The following is a 21,662-nucleotide window of genomic DNA, read 5'->3' on the forward strand; positions in this document are numbered from 1 at the left end:
AGAGACGGTATCTCAGCTACTGACCAGCACAGATAAACACTTTTGGTATTTATCACGGGCAAGCGGTGTTATCGCTTATACGTTATTTTGGTTGGCAGTCATTTTTGGCTTATTGTTAAGCACTCGTTTAGGCAAGCGATTTAATGCCGCGCGAGTATTTGCCTTACATCAGTATCTAAGCCTGATTGCCGTAGGCTTTGCCGCGTTTCATGCCGGTATCTTATTAGCAGATAATTTCTTAAATCTGAACCTATGGCAGGTGCTAGTGCCTTTTGGTTTTCAGACTGAGCGTGTGGGCGTGGCCTTGGGGCAGTTGGGGTTTTGGTTCTTATTTATCTGTGCATTTAGTTTTTATATTAAGCAGTATATTGGACAATCAGCTTGGCGCTGGCTACACTTTTTGACCTTTATGGCGTATATGTTCATCAGCATTCATGTGTTTATGGTGGGCTCAGACAGTCGCGCGCTGCCTTTATTATTATTTTATGCAGGTAGTCAAACGTTGGTCTTTTTACTGATGACTTATCGCTTAGTGGCGCTAAAACAAGCAAAATGACCATCTGTTAAGTTGTATGAAATAGTATGTCATTATAGGCTACACTGCTATATTCATCACTATGTCATTTGAGGCTCTCTATGCATCATTCTATTCACGACGAAGCTCATCTAAGTAATCGTAATCATTGGCTCAGGGCAGCAGTACTTGGTGCCAATGATGGATTGATTTCAACCGCAAGTTTATTAGTCGGTGTCGCTGCAGCAAGTACAAGTAGTCAGACATTGCTGTTAACAGGGATGGCCGCGTTAACTGCAGGTGCTGTATCGATGGCAGCTGGTGAGTATATTTCAGTCTCATCTCAAGCTGATACCGAAAAAGCTGATCTGGATAAAGAGCTGCATGAACTGACTCATAATGCTGAGCGCGAGCTGAACGAGCTGACTAAAATTTATGAGAAACGCGGACTGGACCATGACTTGGCGCATCAAGTTGCTGTAGCTTTGACTGAGCATGATGCGCTAGAGGCGCATGCTCGAGATGAGATTGGCTTAACAGATCTTAGTCAAGCTAAGCCGATTCATGCATCAGTTGCTTCTGGATTGTCGTTCATTGCGGGCGCTATATTACCGATTATTGGGATTTTACTTTTGCCAGCACAAACACTGGTTTGGTCACTAGCGACTTTAACGATAGTAGGCTTAGCACTACTTGGCATAATATCGGCGCGCTTGGGCGGTGCCCCTGTTATTCCTGCTACTGCTAGGGTCGTGATATGGGGTGTGCTAGCGATGGTTGCGACGTCATTGATTGGAAGATTATTTGGTGTGGCTGTTTAGGTCTCACTCTATCTTTAAAAGCTATCTATCGTTTGAACAGCAAAGTCCCTCTACCATGTCAGGGTAGAGGGACCATAATCGTCAGGCTGCATAACTAAAATCTCCCAAGTTTAGTTGTACGGTGTTGGCGGTTTACAGTGGCATGAGCCTTTCAGCATTTTATACACATTTTCGTTTAGTGACTGCTATGACGCCTCTGCAATTTCAAACAAAGCCGCACTTAAATGAAGCCCGCCGTCTGATGTTAACCGAAAGCCGAAAGCTTAGATGCAACAGCGACAGCGTTCAAAGTAGGCTATGAGAGTCCTTCTCAGTTCAGTCGAGAGTATCGTCGTTTTTTTTGGTGAGTTACCATTAAAAGACATCAAAGTATTGTGCGAAACTGAACAATATCAGCAGGCAAAAGCATCTTCATAGCTCATTTTTTCTTAGGGAAAGTTTTGATGCTTTGCAGCCCAAGTAAATATTATTTGAGCTTCAAAGCATCAATGACGGTTCGTAGCGCAGGTGACACATTGTGATGCGGATAATATAAATGAAAGCCGCTAAAGGTATGACTGAACTCTCTCAATATATGAATAAGCTTGCCGTTTTTTAGCTCATTTTTAATCATATCAATAGGCACATAACCAATGCCTAGTCCTCGTTTTGCTGCATCAATCACTGAATAATCAGTCGAAAACACCCATTGTCCTTGCGTCTTTAATTTATACGGCTGCCCATCAACTATAAAGTCCCAGTGGTACATACCGCCACCCATAAATCGATAGCCCAAACAGTTATGATCGTTCAAGTCTATTGGGCTTTTGGGAAAGCCAAACTCATGGAAATAGTCTGGCGAACCGACCACAGCAATCTCCTCATCATAGTCGATACGCACCGATATCATGCCCTCAGTAACTAAACTACCAAAGCGAACACCTGCGTCAAATTGTGTGCTGATAATATCTGATAAAGCAGTATCGCTTATCAACTCCAATTTAATATCAGGGTATAGCTGCTTGAATTTGGCAAGCTTTGGTAAAAGCACTTTATCAATAGCATACTGACCAGCACTGATGCGCACCAACCCCGCAGGCGTTTCACGTAAATGCTTGAGTCCATCCAACTTCCTATCTAACGAACCAAAACTCTGCTCAGCGGTCACAAACAACGCTTCGCCTGCATGTGTCAAAGACAAGCTACGTGTGGTTCTCGTGAATAACTGTAGACCTAAGCGCTGCTCTAATAACTTAATAGAGCGGCTCAATGCGGATTGTGATATCCCAAGTTTGACAGCGGCCTTAGTAAAACTGCTCTCTTGAGCAACCAATAAGAAAGCATGCAGCTCATTATAATTCTCTTGTTGTCGCATTTTCAGAACCTGAGTGAATAAATAAAAGTTAAAAAATGGGTATTATCACTAGAATTGTAGAAGTATAAGATAATCTCATGACTTCAAAGAATATATTATAAACAACTTTGTCTTGTTTATAACACGGCTATTTCTACTCACACATGATGAATAATCATCAGATACGTGATTATCTGTCATCACAAAGGATAACCAATGACTTTACCATCAATGATAAAAAAACTTAGCTTGGGATTACTTGTCAGCTCAACCATTCTTGGAGCGAATCATATGGCACATGCAGCCACACCTACTAGTCCACTCGTACAGAACTGGGATAAAACCTTTGCTAAAAGTGACAGCGTCACACATCAAAAAGTAACGTTCAAAAACCGTTATGGCATCACGCTTGCCGCAGATCTCTATATACCAAAAGCCTATAAAGGTAAAAAGCTGGCAGCATTGGCTGTGGGTGGTCCTTTTGGCGCTGTTAAAGAACAATCATCAGGCTTATATGCGCAAAAAATGGCAGAACAGGGCTTCGTCACTATAGCTTTTGATCCTTCGTATACGGGTGAAAGCAGCGGTACGCCTAGAAATGTCGCGTCACCAGATATCAATACGGAAGACTTTAGTGCAGCGATAGATTACTTAGGGTTACGTCCTGAGGTTAATAGAAATCGGATTGGCATTATTGGTATCTGTGGTTGGGGTGGCATGGGTTTGAATGCCGCTGCGATGGATACGCGCATCAAAGCGGTCGCCACGACCAGCATGTACGATATGAGTCGTGCGATGGGACATGGGGTAGGTGATGGTGATGATCGCTATGATGCGGACGATCGTCAAGCGGTATTGAAACATCTCAATCAACAACGCTGGGTAGACGCAGAGAAAGGACAACCTGCGACGGCCAATCATGATCTCTATGTAGACGATAACGGCAAAGTGACCACGGCAGATCTTATTTTGCCCGAAACCTTAGATAGCAATCCAAACCCTGTGCAAAAAGAGTTTTTCGATTACTACCGCACGGATCGGGGTTTTCATAAAAATGCGGTGAACTCAAGCGGTGCATGGACGGCGACGACGCCTTTATCATTTATGAATATGCCACTGCTGAGCTATATTGACGAGATATCTCCGCGTCCTATCTTAATCATTGCTGGCGAGGATGCCCACTCGCTTTATTTTAGTAAAGATGCTTATCAAAAAGCCAAACAACCAAAAGAACTGGTCATTTTACCAAATACGAACCATGTCGATTTATACGACCGCATGGACAAAATCCCTTTTGATAAATTAACAGACTTTTTTAATAAAAACTTGAAATAAAAAAAGAGAGTAGTGAGTTATAAAAACAACCGGCTACGTGATGGCCGGTTTTTCGTTTAGTTTAAAACCCATTTTTTAATGGATTCTCAATACAATATCGAGAGTGTGTATGTTGAACACCAAAGAAAAAGAAAAAAATGTAGAACAGCCCGCCTATTGGAGTGGGGTTTTTGCCATGACCTTGTGCGTTTTTGCATTAATTGCATCAGAGTTTATGCCTGTGAGTCTACTCACGCCGATTGCAGTAGATCTCAGCATCAGTGAAGGGATGGTAGGTCAAGGCATTGCTATTTCAGGTGCTTTTGCGGTTATCACAAGTTTGACGATCTCTCGTGTAGCAGGCAGTATGAATCGTAAAACACTATTGTTGCTTTTAACCGCCATTATGGCCATCTCAGGCGTCATTGTTGCACTGGCGCAAAACTATATGGTTTACATGATTGGCCGCGCTCTGCTTGGGGTGGTCATAGGCGGGTTTTGGTCAATGTCGGTAGCTATGGCAATGCGATTAGTGCCACCCTCAGATGTGCCACGGGCAATGGCTATTTTCAACAGTGGCAATGCATTGGCAATGGTCATTGCAGCACCTTTAGGCAGTTACCTTGGGTCAATCATTGGTTGGCGCGGTGCTTTTTTCTGTCTCGTTCCTGTCGCCATTGTAACCTTTATTTGGCAATGGATCAGTTTACCTTCCATGCAGATTGCCACGGATCAGACAGATAAACATCCCACTATTTTAGGGTTACTCCGTAATCCTGTAGTAATGATTGGTATGTTGGCAGTCAGTTTGTTTTTTATGGGTCAATTCTCACTTTATACTTACGTTAGACCTTTTCTAGAAACCATTACCCAAGTTGATATTTCCACCTTGTCACTGATTTTGCTCGGTATTGGCGTCATGGGCTTTATTGGCACGTGTGTTATCAATGTATTTTTGGATCGTCGTTTTTATACGACGCTAATTATGAGTCCTATTTTAATGGCAGTTATTGCATTGATTCTGATATTTTTTGGCACATCGACCATAGTTGTGGCCATATTACTTGGAATTTGGGGTCTTTTAGGGACAGGGCTACCTGTTGGTTGGTGGCGTTGGCTTGCTCGGACGTTGCCAAAAGATGCTGAAGCAGGGGGTGGCTTAATGGTCGCTGTGGTTCAGCTGGCTATTGCTTTGGGTTCGACACTGGGTGGTATTTTATTTGATCATAGCGGTTACCAATCAACGTTTGTGTTTAGTGCGATTATTTTAGTGATTTCTGCGTTCTTAACTGCGCGTTTAGCCACGAGGTAACTGCTTTGAGGGAGTTTCGCAAATGAATCTCAATAACCATATAATAATGATGACTTTCGTTGGTGCTATGCCAGTATTGAGCGCTTGTGCTGACGATCAAAATGGCACATCAAACTCACCTATTGTGCACGAAAGTTTGACACAAAAAACAAGCCCTAATAATACAGAGCAACCGATATCAGAAAAGGAGCAGGTGAATATGTGGATGATGATTAATGGACATCGTTTTGAAGTGACGTCTGAGGATAATGTGACTGCGAACGCTTTTGCGGCACAATTACCCTTAACGTTAAATATGGAGGATTTGCACAGTAACGAGAAGCACGCTCAGCTACCAAATGCACTGCCAACGAATGCCAGTCGTGCAGATACTATTCATAATGGTGACATCATGTTGTATGGCTCATCAACGTTAGTAGTGTTCTATAAGAGTTTCTCTTCATCCTATTCTTATACACGTATTGGTAGAGTGAGCCAGCTTGATGGGTTAGCCGATATACTGGGACAAGGTAATGTGCAAATTGAATTTAGTCGTGACTAACTCTGAATGTTTCTGAATTATTATGTACCTGAAAATCAATAAGAAATTCTATCAGAAATAGACTCGTCTATAATAAAAACATACCAAAGGATTTGCTCTTGAATCTAACTATGGATGAAGAATGGTTTATCAGGAAAAATACTATAAATAAAATTTTGAAAAGCGGTGTTATGATAATTTAACTTTGTCAGGCATTGCTGCCTGACTCAAGATAATGTTTAAGGCAGACCTCAGTCGGCTTACCATCAAAGTTCTAACTCTAACGCTTATGTTCTATAAAGTATTTTAACCACATGCCAGCCAAATTTGGTTTTCACTAAATGCGGGGTGTATAGTTCGCCGCTGAAGCATACTTTATCAAATGCCGGTACCATATCGCCTTGTCGAAATTCACCTAAGCTGCCACCTTTTTTACCTGATGGGCAGTTTGAGTGTTTTTTAGCCAGTACATCAAACTTAGCACCTTTTTTAAGCTTGACAATAATGTCTTCAGCCACTTCTTTGTGTTTTACTAAAATGTGTAATGCGCTAGCTGTACGAGCCATAATGTAAATCCTTCATAAAATATCGATTATTCGGGCATTATATCATTACTTACCTTGGTTACTAACCTCACTTGTATGCGCCACTTTATCAAAAGCGATTATCTATACAGACGCTACGCTTTGGATAAGAATCGGTACTTTTTTAGTGTCACTGTCAGTAAATCAGTACAGAATATCGGAAGCGGATTTACTTGAGTCAGGTAGCAATGCCTGACAAAGTTAAATTATCATAACACCGTCTTTCAAACTTAAAAGGTGATAGATAACCAAGCGTGCTATGCAAACAGGTTTTATTGTAGAGCTGTCATTTCTTCTATATTCCTTAAATGACACGCATAAAAAAAGCCCCAATCTTTAAGATTGGGGCTTTCTAAATATTTGGTAGGCATAAGCAGAATCGAACTGCTGAACCTCTACCATGTCAAAGTAGCTCAACGAAAAACCAAAATATCACGTTATCTTACATATACTGATTTTATTGATCTGTAGTCATTATATAGTCAAGAAAACATTAATTAAATTAGTATAGGATAAAATTTAACACGTATTTGGGCACCATGTTTTTTAGTAGTCTTTTACCTCTACTCCAATACAGAAGCAGTGTATTTTTCTAAAAAAAATATTGTTTTCATCTTGTTATTTAAGTTATTTTCCGGATGCTGACACAACCTTTTTAGACTGAATTCCTAGCTCAATTACAATAATCTTCGAGATAGTTTGGGCGGTCTAGGTAAAGTTAGGCCTATTAGAAACTACATATTAAAGACGAAAATTAATAAACAAAATTTTATATTTATTATCATAAGTCAGATAATAGCCTTTTTGGGTATACCTTCCTAGATTATTCTTTAGGTGGTCATGCTAATGTTGATCTATTTGCTACTTTAGCAACAGCACAGTCTCGTAACCATACTGGCCTTTAACATTTTTCCTCAAACTGTTAGAGGCCAGTATTCACTTTTGATAATATCGAATATTGCGTACAGCTTAGTTCTGGGTACTATCAGGGCTCATGGTGGCAACCAAATCTGTAAAGCGCTCACCTTGAATCGAGACATGCGCTTTAATCAAACGCTCCGCCAAATCCTCATCGGCATTAATAACGGCATCGACAATGCTTTGATGTTCATCAAACGAGTGCTGCATGCGATTGTTTACGCGCAGTTGCAAGCGTCTATAGGGATGCAAGCGATTGTGCAAATTGCTGGCTTGCTCGACCAAAAAGCTGTTATGACTCAACTGATACAAGAAAAAATGAAACTTTCTATTCGCTTCATAGTAGCTCTCTGGATTGTCCTCGATTAAGTACTGCTTGCACTGATCGTGCAATTGCAGCAGCTCAACCTTCTCTTCTTCATTGATGCGTCTCGCGGCCAATCTGCCGCACATTCCCTCAAGATAGGCCATCACTTCAAACATCTCGAATAGCGTGACAATATTCAAAGTCGGTATGATGGCACCTCGACGCGGTCTTATTTCTACCAACCCTTCAGATGCTAGAAGCTTCAATGCTTCACGGATAGGCGTTCTGGATACGCCATATTTTTCACAAAGTTTGGCTTCATCAAGTTTAGTGCCAGGTGGAAGAAGACCGTAAATAATGTCATCTTCTATTTTTTTACTGACCTGTACGGATAAAGGTAAGTCATCAATTAAACTCATAAATTCTCCATTTGTATACAATAACCAATTTAATAAATACAATATGGTTGCACTTTTAAACCAACTGTATTAGATTATATCAAACAAGTGGGTAGTAGATGGTAGTTCCTTCTACAGGTTTCGAGCTTCATTAAGGCTTGTATCCTTTATCAGGAGAGGGGATAGATACGGAAAATCAAAGAACCTCGAAAAAATATTCGTCTTATACCTATTTTTAATTTGTTATTCAGCAAGGTTTTTATTTTATATAGATCGTATATCAAGGTAGATATTCTCAAAACGGTTGTAACTATATCCAAGGAAGGTTTTTATGATCATATATGGCACGGCTTTACTAGCAGTTTGTTACCTACTCGGTGTTTATCTAGGTGGCTTATTAGGACAAATACTAGGAGTCGACGCGAACATTGGCGGTGTCGCTATTGCAATGGTTCTATTAATTGTCGGTAAAGAAATGCTCGCTAAAAGAGGTTTACTGCCGAAGTCTACTCAGTTTGGCGTTTTGTACTGGGCGGGCATGTATATTCCTATCGTTGTTGCCATGGCTGCAGGGCAAAACGTCGTTGCGGCATTATCTGGTGGCATGGTTGCTGCCATTGTTTCTGTTATCGCGCTTACGGCAACTGTTTTCGTTGTCCGCTGGCTGAATAAAATGGCCAATGATTACGACACATTTGAATGGGACGATGATAGCGAGGTCATTTTAGATTAATTGTCCTCATTAAATAAAGGTTATTAATAGCATACGAAAAACCACGTCACTCATTCAAGCGCGACAAGGAATAATTAAATGGAATTAATTATACAAACGCTCACTAAAAACAGCTTTGTCACTGCTCTAGCAGTCACAGGTCTTGTGATGCTTTTCTCTCAAGTACTCTCTAAATATCTCACCCGCGGCAAACTACAATCCTCCGCTATTGCGATTACGCTCGGTTTGATTGCGGCCTATTTTGCCGGTCTATACACCACGGGCAGCAAGGGCATTTCTGATATCGAAATATTTTCAGGCTTTGCGCTGCTAGGCGGCGCGATGCTGCGAGATCTTGCCATCTCATCGACAGCTTTTGAGGTCGATGTCAAAGAAATAAAACGTGCTGGCAAGATTGGCATTATTGCTTTGTTATTAGGCTGCGTTATCCCATTTGTCGTAGGCGCTGGTGTGGCATGGACCCTCGGCTATAGAGATGCAATCTCTATGACGACGATTGGTGCAGGTGCCATGACCTATATTGTAGGACCGATCACAGGCACAGCGATTGGTGCAAGCTCAGAAGTCATTGCTTTATCTATTGCGATTGGTTTGATCAAAGCGGTGTTTTTTATGATTTCAACGCCACTACTGGCCAAGTTCATGCAGCTTAAAAGCCCACGTTCAGCCATGATTTTTGGTGGTTTGGTAGGCACTACTAGTGGTGTCGCCGCTGGGTTGGCAGGCACTGATGTCAGACTGGTGCCCTATGGCGCGCTCGTGGCGACTTTTTATACAGGACTAGGCGCATTACTTGGGCCATCTGTATTTTTCTTGACCGTCAATGCGTTCTTTTAATGATTAGATAAAGGAAGTCTTATGAAAGCGAATACCGAAGAAACACCATGGAATTTACAAAAAATACGCCGCAATAAAAAGCTCGACGCCGCCAAAAATAAAGGCTTAGAAAAGCTGGTCCCGAATGATCGTGCCATCGAATTGCTAGAAACCGTCCTCGCGCCTGAAGACAAAATCTGTATTGAAGGTAACAACCAAAAACAGGCGGACTTTTTATCTGAATGTTTGTCTCAGTGCAACAGTGGTGTGTTAAATAACTTGCATATCTTGCAGTCGGTATTGGCGCTGCCAAGCCACATTGATATTTTTGATAAAGGCATTGCCAGTAAAGTCGACTTTTCTTTTGCAGGGCCACAAGCCTTGAGATTGGCAAAACTGGTGCAGCAGCAAAAAATTCAAATTGGCTCTATTCATACTTATCTAGAGTTATATGGCCGATATTTTATCGACTTAACCCCCAATGTTTGCCTGATTACCGCCCATTCTGCAGATGCAGAGGGCAATTTGTATACAGGGCCAAACACTGAGGATACCCCAGCGATCGTCGAAGCAACGGCTTTTAAAAGCGGTATCGTTATTGTGCAGGTCAATGAGTTGGTTGACAGCGTCCCACGCGTGGATATTCCTGCAGATTGGGTCGATTTTTTCATTGTGGCACCGCGTCCCAACTATATTGAGCCGTTATTTACCCGCGACCCTGCTCAGATTACCGAAGTACAGATACTCATGGCTATGATGGTGCTAAAAGGCATTTATGAGCCATACCAAATCAAGCGTCTCAATCACGGGATTGGGTTTAACACCGCCGCGATTGAATTGCTATTACCTACTTACGGCGCAGAACTGAATCTAAAAGGTAAAGTTTGTACCAACTGGGCGCTCAATCCGCATCCAACCATGATTCCAGCCATCGAAAGTGGCTTCGTCGAAAGCATTCATAGCTTTGGTTCGGAAGTGGGGATGGATGACTATATCGAAAGCCGTTCTGATGTCTTCTTCACGGGCAAAGATGGCAGCATGCGATCCAACCGTGCCTTTAGCCAAACCGCAGGCTTGTATGCCTGTGACTTGTTCATCGGCTCAACCTTACAGATTGACTTACAAGGCAACAGCTCGACCGCGACAGTCGATCGTATTGCAGGTTTTGGCGGCGCACCCAATATGGGCTCAGACCCACATGGCCGCAGACATTCTAGCTACGCCTATCTTAAAGCAGGACAAGAAGCCACCGATGGACGTGTGGTAAAAGGCCGCAAGCTGGTGGTGCAGATGGTAGAAACCTACCGAGAGCATATGGATTCGGTGTTTGTTGAAGAGCTGGATGCGTGGCAGCTACAAGAAAAAATGGGCAGTGATCTGCCACCGATCATGATCTATGGCGACGATGTGACGCATATCGTGACCGAAGAAGGTATCGCCAATTTGCTGCTGTGCCGTACGCCAGAGGAGCGCGAGCAAGCGATTCGCGGCGTCGCAGGATACACGCCAGTCGGGATGAAGCGCGACCATGACAAAGTCAAAGAATTAAGAGCACGCGGGATTATCCAAAGACCAGAAGATATGGGCATCGATGCCTCAAAAGCGACGAGAGATTTGCTGGCCGCAAAATCCATTAAAGATTTGGTGAAATGGTCCAATGGCACCTACGCACCGCCCAGCCGCTTTAGAAACTGGTAAATATCATACTTAGGATAAGGATAGAACAATGAATATACTAAATTTTAATTTTGACTCACAACAGATTAAAGACGCCAAAAAAGAAGTAATTTGCGGTGTGGTGGGTTCTGGTAACTTAGAAGTGTTGGTGTCACCACTGGCCGATAGCGACAAGAGTAACTTCATTATCGATACCTCCGTGACGGGCTTTGATCACATTTGGAAAGCGGTTTTGCAAGACTTCTCTGATCGTTATGCTGTGGGCGGTTTGGAATTTAAAATCAATGATATGGGAGCGACGCCAGCGGTAGTAAGTTTACGCTTGAGCCAAGCGGTCAACATCTTGGAGGACGAATTAAATGGATAATGCAACCATTCAAAAAAGCTTTTATGAAAAGACGGCGCGCAATCGTATCGCTAGTATTGTAGATAAAGGCAGTTTTCAAGAGATCCTCAAACCCGGTAGCATCCCTGTAAGCCCAAACCTTGCCTCGCTCGACATTGTCGGTAGTTTCGATGATGGGGTAATTATTGGGCAGGCAACTATTCAAGACCAGCCAATATACATGATCGCGCAAGAAGGCAAATTCATGGGCGGCGCAGTTGGCGAAATACACGGCGCAAAAATCGTCGGTACCTTACTCAAAGCCATCGAAGACAAGCCCAAAGCCGTTGTGTTTTTTGTCGATTCAGGCGGTGTCCGTCTGCATGAGGCAAACGCAGGGCTGATTACCATCTCCGAAATTATGCGCGCGATGCTCAAGGTGCGTGATGCAGGCATTCCGATTATCACTGTCATTGGCGGTACTAATGGCGCGTTTGGCGGCATGGGTATCTGTGCCTGCTTGAGTACGCACGTCATCATGACAGAAGAAGGGCGTTTGGCGCTTTCAGGCCCTGAGGTTATCGAAACCATAAAAGGCGTTGAAGAGTTTGACTCCAAAGACCGCGCGTTGGTCTGGCGCGTGACAGGCGGCAAAACGCGTTATCTGCTCGATCATGTCGACTTTTTGGTAGAAGATGATGTGGATGATATTAAACAAGGGATTATGGAAGCACTGGCTGAGCCTGCGATAGAGTTGGATTTGGCATATCTACAGCAGCGCCAAGCGGGATTGCAGCAGCAGTACGATCAATGGTTTGGGCAAAAGGACAGCACGCCCATTTGGCAGGCCATGCATATCGATAACCCTGAATCCATTGCCATGCTCAGTGCTCAAGAGATTAGAGCCATTAAAAAAGGATAATATCATGCAAACGCAAACCGTTTTAGAAACTCTGTTTCCTAACAACCTTGACTATCAGATCAATGATTCAATGATACGCGGCAGTGCCGAAACGAAACTGGGCAAAGTTGAAATCATTGGTACGGTTGATTCTGCAGCGATGAATCAATACATTGCCATGACGCTGGCGGGTGAGATTTTAGACATTATCGCCCAAGATCAACAGACCCCCGTCGTCTTTATCGTTGATACCTTAGGTCAAGACTCCTCACGAGCCGATGAGCTGCTGTGTCTAAATAGAACCTTTGCGCATCTGGCATCTTGTGTTGATTTGCTCAGACGCCGTGGTCATCCCAACCTAGCCATTGTCTTGGGTGAGGCAGTCAGTGGCGGCTTCTTGTCTTATGGCCTGATGGCCAATCAAGCATTTGCACTAGAGTCGAGCCAAGTCAAAGTGATGGATCTACAAGCGATGTCACGAGTGACCAAGATACCGCTGGATAAGCTAAAATCCTTATCACAGACTTCCGCTATCTTTGCTCCTGGGGTAGAAAACTACCATGCTATGGGTGCTGTTAATGAGATTTGGAACACGCTGGATGCGCATTTGGTTGAAAATGCCCTAGAGGCGCAGTTGGGTCGTACCGATGATTTTCTGACAGATGAGCGCCGCCAAGTAGCAGAAGATAGAGAAGGGCGCTTATTGTGTAATGACATTGTCGAGTCCGTATTGACGGCTTAATATGGATAGAGAGACGCAGCGTTCGTTACTAATAAAAGTATAAAAGCTATCAAGGGGAGTGCCATGCAGCGTCATGATTTGGTTTATTTACAAACGCATGAATCATACGATTTTATGAATAACTCCCTGCCTGCCTCTGTGACGCTGGCTGTTGAGGAAATGATTCACTCTCAGCAGCCACTTACCGTTTGTAGACAAGATATGCCTAACGTCACCAAAGTGGCGACCAGCTATATCGAAGATGGTTGCAAATACCGATTGGCACTCACTTTACCTAACCCTCCGCAAGTCGTTACTGCACCGCTAGCGCTTGCTACTTTAGTTCTGCAATTGCCTAAAGATATACAACAACAGACGCAACATTTTATTGAGCGCTGTACCCTTTTAGGATGTACGGTTCATGTCTATGGCTCCTTTGCCAATCAATATTTCACAGAATTATCTTTTGTTAAACCAACCTCGGATTTAGATTTATTAATCGTTGCCAATAGCGATCATATTGAGCCAATATTATTAGAACTTGCCGCATTCACTCGACTGGCAAATACGCTAGCTGATTTAAAAATCGATGGAGAGGTCAGGTTGCATGGATGCGACGATGTCTCTTTTAACGAGCTGACCTGCGCCATTATGTTTGATATTTCAAACGTGTTGGTCAAGACCTTGGATGATATCAAGCTACAAAATATAGACGTATTACTAGGATGGAATACCGATGACTATGAGCACTTTATTAGCGCAAACACAAACGCCGCAACACTCCCTGCAAGCGATTTGGCAGCACATTGATGCCTTGGTGTGCGAAGCCCTATATGATGAGTTGAGTCTAGAAAATAAACCGGGTTTGGTCTGTCCGTCAAGTAATGGCAGCCACACCGACATGAACCACCAGACTTTTATAGACAGTATCACGTCGTTACAGGGCTATTTTGCCACCTTAAGCCAGTTTGGTTACAACGACAGCCCGTTTGATGACATCAAAAATCAAGGTATTTATCAAGAAGCAAAAATGCGGCAGGCCACCCATAATATCAACACTCATAAAGGCGCGATATTTAATTTGGGCTTTGTTTGCGCTGCGATTGGTCGATGTATACAAGCAGACATAGCGTTAACCGCTCACAATATTTGTGCGCAATTAGTGGAGCGCTGGCAGGTTGATTTACACACGCGATTAACGCGAGATCCCAATAGCCATGGGCAAAAAATGTTCAAACAATATGGCATCACCGGCGCGATTGAAATGGTGGCGAATGGCTTTGAAGTCATTCAAGCGCAAGTACTGCCTTGTTTTTATGACACCATGTATCGCACCCAAGACTTTGAAAAATCCAGCATGCAGACCTTGATGCTACTGATATCGCTGCTATCAGATACCAATATCGTCTGGCGCGGCGGTATAGAAGACTTAAAGATGGCGCAGCGCTTGGCCACGCAGTTTTTGCAAGCAGGCGGCGTGCATCAAAATAATTGGCGACAGCAAATAAGCCATATTAATCAGTATTTTGTGCAGCATAACCTTAGCCCTGGTGGCAGCGCCGATTTACTCGCGGTCACGATCTTCTTATATAAGGTGGAAAATGAATTTAATCATCCTATTTAGTGGGCAGGGGCTACAAAGCCAAGCGCATCTAGACGAAATACTGAGTCAGATGTCACCTGATGAGCAGTCTTTATTGAGCTCGGTAGCGCCTGATTTATTTACGGAGCATAATGATGAAAGCCAGTCGTTTGATAGCCGACTGTTTGAAGAGCGACTGTTTGACAACCAGATTGCGCAGCCGTTTATTTATACGTTGCAGTATTATCGTTGGCAGCAGCTACAGCGGCTGATTAATGCGCCAATGGCGTTTGCAGGTTACTCCTTAGGTGAGGTCAGTGCTTTTTGTTGTAGTAGTCAGCTCCCCTATGCCACTGGTTTAGATTTGGTGCATCAAAGAGCCAGCGTCATGCAAAACGCAGTAACCGCGTCGAGTGGGCTGATGGCCATCAAAGGCGTGCCTGATCGTAAAATGGATGAGCTGCTTACACAGAGCCAGACCCATTTGTCTATTAAGATTAATCGAGATCAATTCATCATCGCGGGCAATCATGCGCATCTTGAGCAGGCTGCCGACATTGCGCAAAATTTAGGCGCGCAAAATGTGCAGCGGCTAAAAGTATCTGTGCCCTCGCATACGGTCATGATGCAAGAAGCGGCAGAGGCCTTTGCCAGCTATACACAGTCTTTAACGCTACCTTCGATGAAGACACCGATTATTAGTGCTACTGATGGCACCAGATACAGTGACAGTGAGCAAGGTCTGCGCATCTTATCGCAGCAAATAGATCACCCTTTAGACTGGTATCTGTGCTTAGAGACCATCGAAGAGTACCAGCCCAGTATGGTGATAGAAATAGGGCCGGGTAGTGCGTTGTCCAAAATGGTCAATAACGTGCTACCGCATATCCCCTGTAGAAGTTGGGATGACTTTCGTAATATCGATGGGCTACAAGCATGGATCGATAGAAACCGATAGGGTTTAATAAGTTGTCGTTATGGGTTCGCGCTGCATACTCATTTATGATTGATGATCACAAAAAGGTAGGCGTTACATGTTGTATGTGTGGTTTGTCATTGCTGGGGCGTTCGCAGGTCTTAGTGCGGGTTTGTTTGGTGTGGGCGGTGGCATGATTATTGTGCCCGTCCTCGTGTGGATTTTTACGGCGTATCATTTTCCTCCTGAAGTCGTTACCCATTTGGCGATAGGAACTTCTTTGGCCACGATTGCAGTGACGTCGCTGAGCTCACTGATGGCGCACAATAAGCGCGGCGGCGTGCGTTGGGAGATTTGGCGACATATGGCGCTTGGCTTGGTCATTGGCAGTTTGGTCGGTGCTGGCGTGGCCGACATGATCGATGGTCAGATGCTACAAGTGATTATCGGGGTGGGCGCGCTACTGATGGCGCTAAAAATGCTGTTTTTATCGAATAAAGAGCAACCAAATAGGCCGCTGCCACATGCTGGTGTGCAGTTTGGTGCGGGTACGGGTATTGGGCTGGCGTCGTCTATTTTTGGTATCGGTGGTGGCAGTTTGACGGTGCCATTTTTGAATTGGGCAGGATTACCGATGCGGCAATCCGTCGGCACTTCTGCTGCCTGCGGTTTGCCCATTGCGCTGGCTGGCGCAGCAGGCTTCGCTTGGTTCGGTCAAGACGTCGTTAATATGCCTGAAGGTACGATAGGTTTTATCCATATTACGGGCTTTTTGTGCATTTCAGTGGCGAGTTTTGCGATGGCAAAAGTCGGGGCAAAACTGGCGCATGTCTTGCCCGCTTTGACGCTGAAGCGCGCATTTGGCGTCTTGTTGCTTTTCGCTGGCGGGCAGTTATTGTTAAGTGGTATCGGAGTGTTGTAGTGAATTTAGGCGCTCATCTGTATTAAAGACATTAATTAGGCGTATGTGCAATCGATTACCTCAAAACTCACTTAGCAAATACCATAATTCTCAGTTTAACGACTGGGGATTTTTTGTCTGAGAGGGCAACTCGGATAGTCATCGGGGTCGAATGATTTGGTACATCGAAGGGAGCGGCGAATCGTTTATATGGCGATATATGGGTAGATGACACGCTGCCATTTAAGCTGACGGTCATCAAAAACAATGGGCAGCAGCTCGGCTAAAGACCAGCCAACACTCCATCTCCAAGTGATCAAAGCACTAGAGGAATGCAGCGATGAGGTGATAGTGCATAAGCTTTGCCACATTGCCGAGCGGTATTTGAATGAGTGAGTGTAGGTAGGTAGTGCGCTATTATACTGAAAACCTATCCATTTTATATGAGGTTGATCATATTACAATATGGGACATAGCAGTAGATAAGTAAAAAATCGATACCTTTTAGTATCGATTTTTTACTTTTGATAAAGCTGATCTAGAACTTAAACAGGTTCGCATTGTTTTGGGTTAGTATCTTAGTAACCAAAGCGTCATCGTTGACGATTTTTCTAAAAGCCTTAAGTGCTTTGTCAAAACTCATTTTATTTTCATACTGAGTATGAGGCCAATCACTTCCCCAGATCAGACGGTCTTCCATACCGCACTTTTTTAGTAATTCAAAGGCATCAATCGCATTTTGAGTATTTAATTCATTATCTAGGCGATAGTAAGCAGATACTTTGACCCAGTGTTGACTCGGGTCAAGCATTTCTAAGAAGCGTTGATAATTTAGATCGTCGACACCTAACGTAGGATCAAATCTGCCAAAGTGATCTATAACAATATCGATTGAATAGTGGTCTAATATAGGCAGTAACTGTACTAAATAATCCGCTGGCGCATGTATCTCTATTTGCCAGTGCATAGCCGCAATATTATTTAAAAACTCTTGCCACTTAGGTTCAGTTAAATTAGGGCAGCTAAGGCCGAATAAATTGAGTCTTATACCGACAATACCTTGTTCATCTAAATGTCGTAAAGTATCGATACTTGTATTAGGGTCTAGTACTGCAATACCTTTTAGTCGTTCAGGATATTTTGAAATAGCCGACAGCATATAACTGTTATCAGTGCCATAAAAACTTGGCTGGACCATCACCCCTTTACTAAAGCCGTTGAGGTCTAGGTATCTAATATAGTCTTCTATACTAGCAGTGTAGTTTGGGGTATAACGTGCATTGGGTACGAAGTTGGCTTCGTGTGAAAACGCATGAGCATGTGCATCGATATAGTTCATAGAAACTCCTTTTTATAGTATTGGTTAGAAAATAAACTGAATAATCAAAGTTGCAATCAGTCCTGCCACAATACCTATAGGAACCGCTTTAAGTAGTAGAGCATTTAGGAGTTTGTTCTTGTCAATATCTACTGGTGCCGAACCTAATATTAAACTACCACCAGATGAGAATGGAGAAATAGAGGAGCTTTGAGCACCGACAACTATACAAACAAAGAGTAATACTGGATTCAGACCCGAAGCAATGGCCAGTGCAGGGACAATAGGGAATAGTGCAGGTGCGACTACTCCAAGAGTACTTGCAAATACCGACATAATGGCACTAATAATAAATACTAATATAGGTATCAGCCATATAGGTACGTTTGTGCTTAACCACTCAGTGAGCTCATCTATAACACCCACTTCCACACCTAGGCTTATTAGCATTCCTACGCCGCAAATCATAATAAGTGTGCTCCAAGGTACTAAACTTATTACAGTTTTCTCGTCTCCTAATTTCATGAATAAACTAATGATAGCAAAAAATATAGCGATAAAACCAATATCAATACGAGCATTTAAAAAGCCAATCGCTTCTACTTGAGGTAATAATATATTTAGAATCGGTACAATAAGCACGATAGACATCATGATAAAAATTAACATGAGGGATTTTTTTTGTTTGCTGTCTAAAGGTTCTGGCATCACAGCATCAATAGTTGCTTTATTGTGTTTAGCATTTACTAAGCTATAAATACCCAATACAACGACAGGAATTAAAAAAGTTGCAGCAAACACCCCTGATGAATAAGCAAAAGCAGTGTCTGCCGCTATACCTGCCGTATCCATAAGACCTCTAAAAATTACACCGCTTTGTGACGTCATGAAGTTTGCACCTGCTAACGCGCCGTAGTTAACGGCCAGAGCAGCGATCACAATATTCATATTGGCTTTCTTGCACAACAGCAAGGTCATGGGTGCCATAAATGCTAGCACTGTATAGTAGCCTGCTCCCAATCCAGAAATGATGGTAGCTACGAAGAATACAACTAAGGGTAATAGCGCTGGAAAATTACGACATTTGTATATCAGATGCCCTGAAAGTTTCTCTAAAGCACCGTTTGCCAGAGAGAAGTTATAAAATAATGTGACAGCAAAGATGATAAAGAAAATTTTGATAGGCCATAAGGCAATAATATCAGACGCTTTAAGTCCGAGACCAAAACAGCCAATCAGATATGAAAATACAATAGCGAATAAGCCTATATTTATTTTCGTAGTGTACCCAAGGAAAATAGAAATTATGATAGCGGCTAGAATATAAAACGTCATGTCTGCTCCCTGACCTAGCTGTGTGATATTATAAACATATAAACATACAAACATATATATGAATTTATGCACATATTAAGACGCATTGAGTGAGCGTTGTCAAATGGTTTTTTAATGTATAAGATGGGATCTGATATAGATGAGTACTACTATGGATACAGAAATGCTAGAGAATTTTCAGAAATTCAATATGCCACGGTATGAACGAGTGCGATGGCAAATACAAGTTTTACTCACTGAAAACGAGTGGGATAAAGATACTCCTTTACCTACTGAATCAGAGCTGGCAGACAGGTACCAAGTGTCAGTAGGCACAGTCCGTAAAGCCGTTGAAAAACTCGTAGAAGATGGTGTGTTATTCAAGCAGCAAGGTCGAGGCACTTTTTTAAAACAGCCAAACTTTGAGGCGTCTTTATCAAGATTTTTTAAGTTCCGTGACAAAGAAACTGGTTATGTGACGCCAACTGGTTTGGTGAAAAAAATAGCGTCTGTACCATCCGTTGACATCATTAATAAAAAATTAAAACTACGTAAAAATGACAGCTTAATCTATATCGAACGCGTACGTATGGTGGAGGATAAAGTCATTCTAAGTGAAAAAATTTGGTTACCTCAAAGCTTATTTAATAATTTATTAACATTAGTTCAGGATGATTTTGAGAACCTTTTATATCCTTTTTACTATAAAAAATGTGGACAGTTTGTTTCATCAGCAGTAGAAAAGCTGTCATTCATAAAAGACTATAGTGATGTATATTTAGATAATACTGAGCAGCAAAGTGTAGTAAAAGTTTGCCGTATCGCAAAAAATCTTAAAGGCGAAGCCATTGAATATAGAGAGTCTTACGGTCTAGCAGAGAATTTTAGTTATGAAGTTCATATTAATTAATGGGGCTGTAGTAGATAAGCACTATGCTAGACTATTTTTATGAAGATAACCCGTTGTAAACTAAGTAAAAAAGTACAGCGAAGGCTTTTAGCGTTTTTCACGGCTGCAGTAACCGCTAGAACAGCCGCAGATTTGCTCAATATCCAACCTAACACTGCTGCGCTTTTTTATCATAAAATTAGACTTGTGATAGATTACCATCTCTCATTAGAAGCCGTTGAGCTCTTTGATGGTGAAGTCGAATTAGATGAAAGTTACTTTGGTGGCGTACGCAAAGGCAAGAGAGGTCGCGAGGCTGCTGGTAAAACAGCCGTATTTGGCATTCTAAAACGAAATGGTAAGGTTTATACCATTGTCGTAGCAGACACCAAACAGACTACTCTAATGCCTGTTATCAAGCGTAAAATCAAGCCTGACAGCTTTGTTTATACTGATAGCTATCTAAGTTACAATGCCTTAGATATGAGCGAGTTTAAACATTTCAGAGTCAATCACTCTAAAGAGTTTAATTGTGGTAAAAACAATCACATCAATGGCATTGAGAACTTGTGGAATCAGTCTAAACGAACACTCAGAAAATATAATGGGATCGATAAGAAGAACTTCCATCTATTTTTAAAAGAGTGTGAGTTCAGATTCAACTACGGGTCACCATCTAGTCAGCTTAAAATGCGGAGAAAATGGTGTGATAGTTAATCCTTATCTACTACAGCCCTTTAATTTGGAGTGTTTTAAAAGGCTGGTCACTTTTTGGCTACCATTTGGTCACCGTCGTTTTTTTGAGCAGTTTAAAAGAGCCTGAGTAGTAATGATTACAGAGTGTTACGAGTAAATATTTTCCTCTACAGCCCATATTTTTCAGACAAAAAAAGCCCCAATCGTGAGATTGGGGCTTTCTAAATTTGGTAGGCATAAGCAGACTCGAACTGCTGACCTCTGAAGTGGCATCATGGGTCGCGTATCTTGCGTCCGAAGCCCGCAGAAAAGGTAGCTGGATACTTCGCGCCGCCAACGGACAGTTTCATGCAACCCGCGCCATGGAAGCTGAAGGGGTAGATTATCCTCGCGATCTTAGAGCGGTACAGGCGTCAAAGGTACAAGAAGTCGCGGACAATTGGTCATCGATTGTTATTCCTAATAGAGAACCGAGCGCATGAATAAAGTATTGGCAGTATTTGCAGGTAATATGAGTTTGCGTGAGTGTTTCTTTAAATAGCTATTTTTGCGCAAAGACGACTAGGCGCAAGTGGCGGTCTGCATCCAACATCATTGAAGTATGTTCAACTCAGACCAATGCACTTATGGTGTATTTGATTGCGCTAGGCGCTTTTGCATTGGGGATAGCGTCTTATGTCACGGCTGGACTTATTCCCATAATCGAACTGGCCTTCAGTATTTCTGCTGGCGCTTGATCTGTTTGTACTCGGCAATGCGGCCAGCGCCTTATCAACAAGTTCTTCTTGGTTACTTATTTTTCGAGCATTAGTAGGTATTGGGTCAGGCGTTTACTTAGCAGTTGGTATTGCG

24 protein-coding genes are annotated in these 21,662 nt (G+C 42.7%); 19 read left to right on the forward strand and 5 right to left on the reverse strand.

All coding sequences use genetic code 11. The annotated features are described in order from the left end of the window. Nucleotides 1-556, forward strand: a 556-nt coding sequence (locus JFC10_RS00005) for a ferric reductase-like protein (protein WP_198331121.1), incomplete at its 5' end; no start/stop codon positions are given. Nucleotides 557-636: 80 nt separating this feature from the next. Continuing rightward, nucleotides 637-1,335 (forward strand): VIT1/CCC1 transporter family protein, encoded by a 699-nt coding sequence (locus JFC10_RS00010; protein ID WP_198331122.1) that lies wholly within the window; start codon nt 637-639, stop codon nt 1,333-1,335. Nucleotides 1,336-1,801: 466 nt separating this feature from the next. Here the strand turns inward: JFC10_RS00010 and JFC10_RS00015 are convergent, their stop codons facing one another. Next, the gene (locus JFC10_RS00015; protein ID WP_198331123.1) at nt 1,802-2,689 is read right to left on the reverse strand and encodes a LysR family transcriptional regulator; all 888 of its coding nucleotides are present in this window, start codon (nt 2,687-2,689) and stop codon (nt 1,802-1,804) included. Between the two features lie 195 nt (nt 2,690-2,884). Between JFC10_RS00015 and JFC10_RS00020 the strand changes: the two genes are divergently transcribed. From JFC10_RS00020 to JFC10_RS00030, 3 genes are all read left to right on the forward strand, one after another. Continuing rightward, on the forward strand, nt 2,885-4,003 hold the full coding sequence (locus tag JFC10_RS00020) for an alpha/beta hydrolase (protein WP_227685909.1): 1,119 nt from the start codon (nt 2,885-2,887) through the stop codon (nt 4,001-4,003). A 109-nt stretch (nt 4,004-4,112) separates the two neighbouring features. Further along, complete coding sequence (locus JFC10_RS00025; RefSeq protein ID WP_198331124.1) at nt 4,113-5,294, forward strand: MFS transporter; 1,182 nt, start codon at nt 4,113-4,115, stop codon at nt 5,292-5,294. Nucleotides 5,295-5,316: 22 nt separating this feature from the next. After that, on the forward strand, nt 5,317-5,835 hold the full coding sequence (locus JFC10_RS00030) for a cyclophilin-like fold protein (RefSeq protein WP_198331125.1): 519 nt from the start codon (nt 5,317-5,319) through the stop codon (nt 5,833-5,835). Nucleotides 5,836-6,101: 266 nt separating this feature from the next. Here the strand turns inward: JFC10_RS00030 and ppiC are convergent, their stop codons facing one another. Beyond that, the gene (gene ppiC, locus JFC10_RS00035) at nt 6,102-6,380 is read right to left on the reverse strand and encodes a peptidylprolyl isomerase PpiC (protein WP_198331126.1); all 279 of its coding nucleotides are present in this window, start codon (nt 6,378-6,380) and stop codon (nt 6,102-6,104) included. Nucleotides 6,381-7,367: 987 nt separating this feature from the next. Continuing rightward, nucleotides 7,368-8,042: a GntR family transcriptional regulator gene (locus tag JFC10_RS00040; RefSeq protein WP_198331127.1), complete on the reverse strand. Its 675-nt coding sequence runs from the start codon at nt 8,040-8,042 to the stop codon at nt 7,368-7,370. Between the two features lie 310 nt (nt 8,043-8,352). Between JFC10_RS00040 and madL the strand changes: the two genes are divergently transcribed. The 11 genes from madL to JFC10_RS15100 all read left to right on the forward strand — a co-directional run bounded on the left by madL (nt 8,353) and on the right by JFC10_RS15100 (nt 16,989). Next, nucleotides 8,353-8,754 (forward strand): malonate transporter subunit MadL, encoded by a 402-nt coding sequence (gene madL / locus JFC10_RS00045; RefSeq protein ID WP_198331128.1) that lies wholly within the window; start codon nt 8,353-8,355, stop codon nt 8,752-8,754. 78 nt (nt 8,755-8,832) lie between these two features. Further along, nucleotides 8,833-9,591 (forward strand): malonate transporter subunit MadM, encoded by a 759-nt coding sequence (gene madM / locus JFC10_RS00050; protein WP_198331129.1) that lies wholly within the window; start codon nt 8,833-8,835, stop codon nt 9,589-9,591. A gap of 21 nt (nt 9,592-9,612) precedes the next feature. Next, nucleotides 9,613-11,268, forward strand: a complete 1,656-nt coding sequence (gene mdcA, locus JFC10_RS00055) for a malonate decarboxylase subunit alpha (protein ID WP_198331130.1) — start codon at nt 9,613-9,615, stop codon at nt 11,266-11,268. A gap of 28 nt (nt 11,269-11,296) precedes the next feature. After that, on the forward strand, nt 11,297-11,614 hold the full coding sequence (gene mdcC / locus JFC10_RS00060; protein WP_198331131.1) for a malonate decarboxylase acyl carrier protein: 318 nt from the start codon (nt 11,297-11,299) through the stop codon (nt 11,612-11,614). Next, a complete protein-coding gene (locus JFC10_RS00065; RefSeq protein WP_198331132.1) occupies nt 11,607-12,494 on the forward strand; it encodes a biotin-independent malonate decarboxylase subunit beta in 888 nt (295 codons plus the stop codon). The genes mdcC and JFC10_RS00065 overlap by 8 nt, the downstream gene beginning before the upstream one ends. A gap of 4 nt (nt 12,495-12,498) precedes the next feature. Then, nucleotides 12,499-13,215, forward strand: coding sequence for a biotin-independent malonate decarboxylase subunit gamma (gene mdcE / locus JFC10_RS00070; protein ID WP_198331133.1), 717 nt, complete (start codon nt 12,499-12,501; stop codon nt 13,213-13,215). A 63-nt stretch (nt 13,216-13,278) separates the two neighbouring features. Beyond that, a complete protein-coding gene (mdcG, locus tag JFC10_RS00075; RefSeq protein WP_198331134.1) occupies nt 13,279-14,004 on the forward strand; it encodes a malonate decarboxylase holo-[acyl-carrier-protein] synthase in 726 nt (241 codons plus the stop codon). Continuing rightward, nucleotides 13,937-14,818, forward strand: a complete 882-nt coding sequence (gene mdcB / locus JFC10_RS00080) for a triphosphoribosyl-dephospho-CoA synthase MdcB (RefSeq protein WP_227685907.1) — start codon at nt 13,937-13,939, stop codon at nt 14,816-14,818. Before mdcG ends, mdcB begins: the two co-directional genes overlap by 68 nt. Continuing rightward, nucleotides 14,796-15,734 (forward strand): malonate decarboxylase subunit epsilon, encoded by a 939-nt coding sequence (gene mdcH / locus JFC10_RS00085; RefSeq protein ID WP_198331136.1) that lies wholly within the window; start codon nt 14,796-14,798, stop codon nt 15,732-15,734. The genes mdcB and mdcH overlap by 23 nt, the downstream gene beginning before the upstream one ends. A 76-nt stretch (nt 15,735-15,810) precedes the next feature. Beyond that, nucleotides 15,811-16,614: a sulfite exporter TauE/SafE family protein gene (locus tag JFC10_RS00090; protein ID WP_198331137.1), complete on the forward strand. Its 804-nt coding sequence runs from the start codon at nt 15,811-15,813 to the stop codon at nt 16,612-16,614. Nucleotides 16,615-16,860: 246 nt separating this feature from the next. Continuing rightward, on the forward strand, nt 16,861-16,989 hold the full coding sequence (locus JFC10_RS15100) for a DUF45 domain-containing protein (RefSeq protein WP_198331138.1): 129 nt from the start codon (nt 16,861-16,863) through the stop codon (nt 16,987-16,989). Nucleotides 16,990-17,131: 142 nt separating this feature from the next. Here JFC10_RS15100 and JFC10_RS00100 read toward each other — a convergent pair whose 3' ends face one another. Then, nucleotides 17,132-17,932 (reverse strand): amidohydrolase family protein, encoded by an 801-nt coding sequence (locus tag JFC10_RS00100; RefSeq protein ID WP_198331139.1) that lies wholly within the window; start codon nt 17,930-17,932, stop codon nt 17,132-17,134. A gap of 24 nt (nt 17,933-17,956) precedes the next feature. Continuing rightward, entirely contained in the window at nt 17,957-19,246 is a 1,290-nt protein-coding gene (locus tag JFC10_RS00105) for an SLC13 family permease (protein ID WP_198331140.1), read from the reverse strand. A gap of 163 nt (nt 19,247-19,409) precedes the next feature. Here JFC10_RS00105 and JFC10_RS00110 point away from each other — a divergent pair, with 163 nt between their 5' ends. From JFC10_RS00110 to JFC10_RS00120, 3 genes are all read left to right on the forward strand, one after another. Further along, nucleotides 19,410-20,135 carry a GntR family transcriptional regulator gene (locus JFC10_RS00110; RefSeq protein WP_198331432.1) on the forward strand — a complete coding sequence of 242 codons (726 nt, stop codon included), beginning with the start codon at nt 19,410-19,412 and terminating at the stop codon, nt 20,133-20,135. Between the two features lie 39 nt (nt 20,136-20,174). Further along, nucleotides 20,175-20,831 carry an IS1595 family transposase gene (locus JFC10_RS00115; RefSeq protein WP_198331141.1) on the forward strand — a complete coding sequence of 219 codons (657 nt, stop codon included), beginning with the start codon at nt 20,175-20,177 and terminating at the stop codon, nt 20,829-20,831. A 245-nt stretch (nt 20,832-21,076) separates the two neighbouring features. After that, entirely contained in the window at nt 21,077-21,292 is a 216-nt protein-coding gene (locus JFC10_RS00120; protein ID WP_198331142.1) for a hypothetical protein, read from the forward strand. The last annotated feature ends 370 nt before the right edge of the window (nt 21,293-21,662 follow it).

Origin of the sequence: Psychrobacter aquimaris, assembly GCF_016107525.1 — a bacterium.
GTDB lineage: Bacteria > Pseudomonadota > Gammaproteobacteria > Pseudomonadales > Moraxellaceae > Psychrobacter > Psychrobacter aquimaris.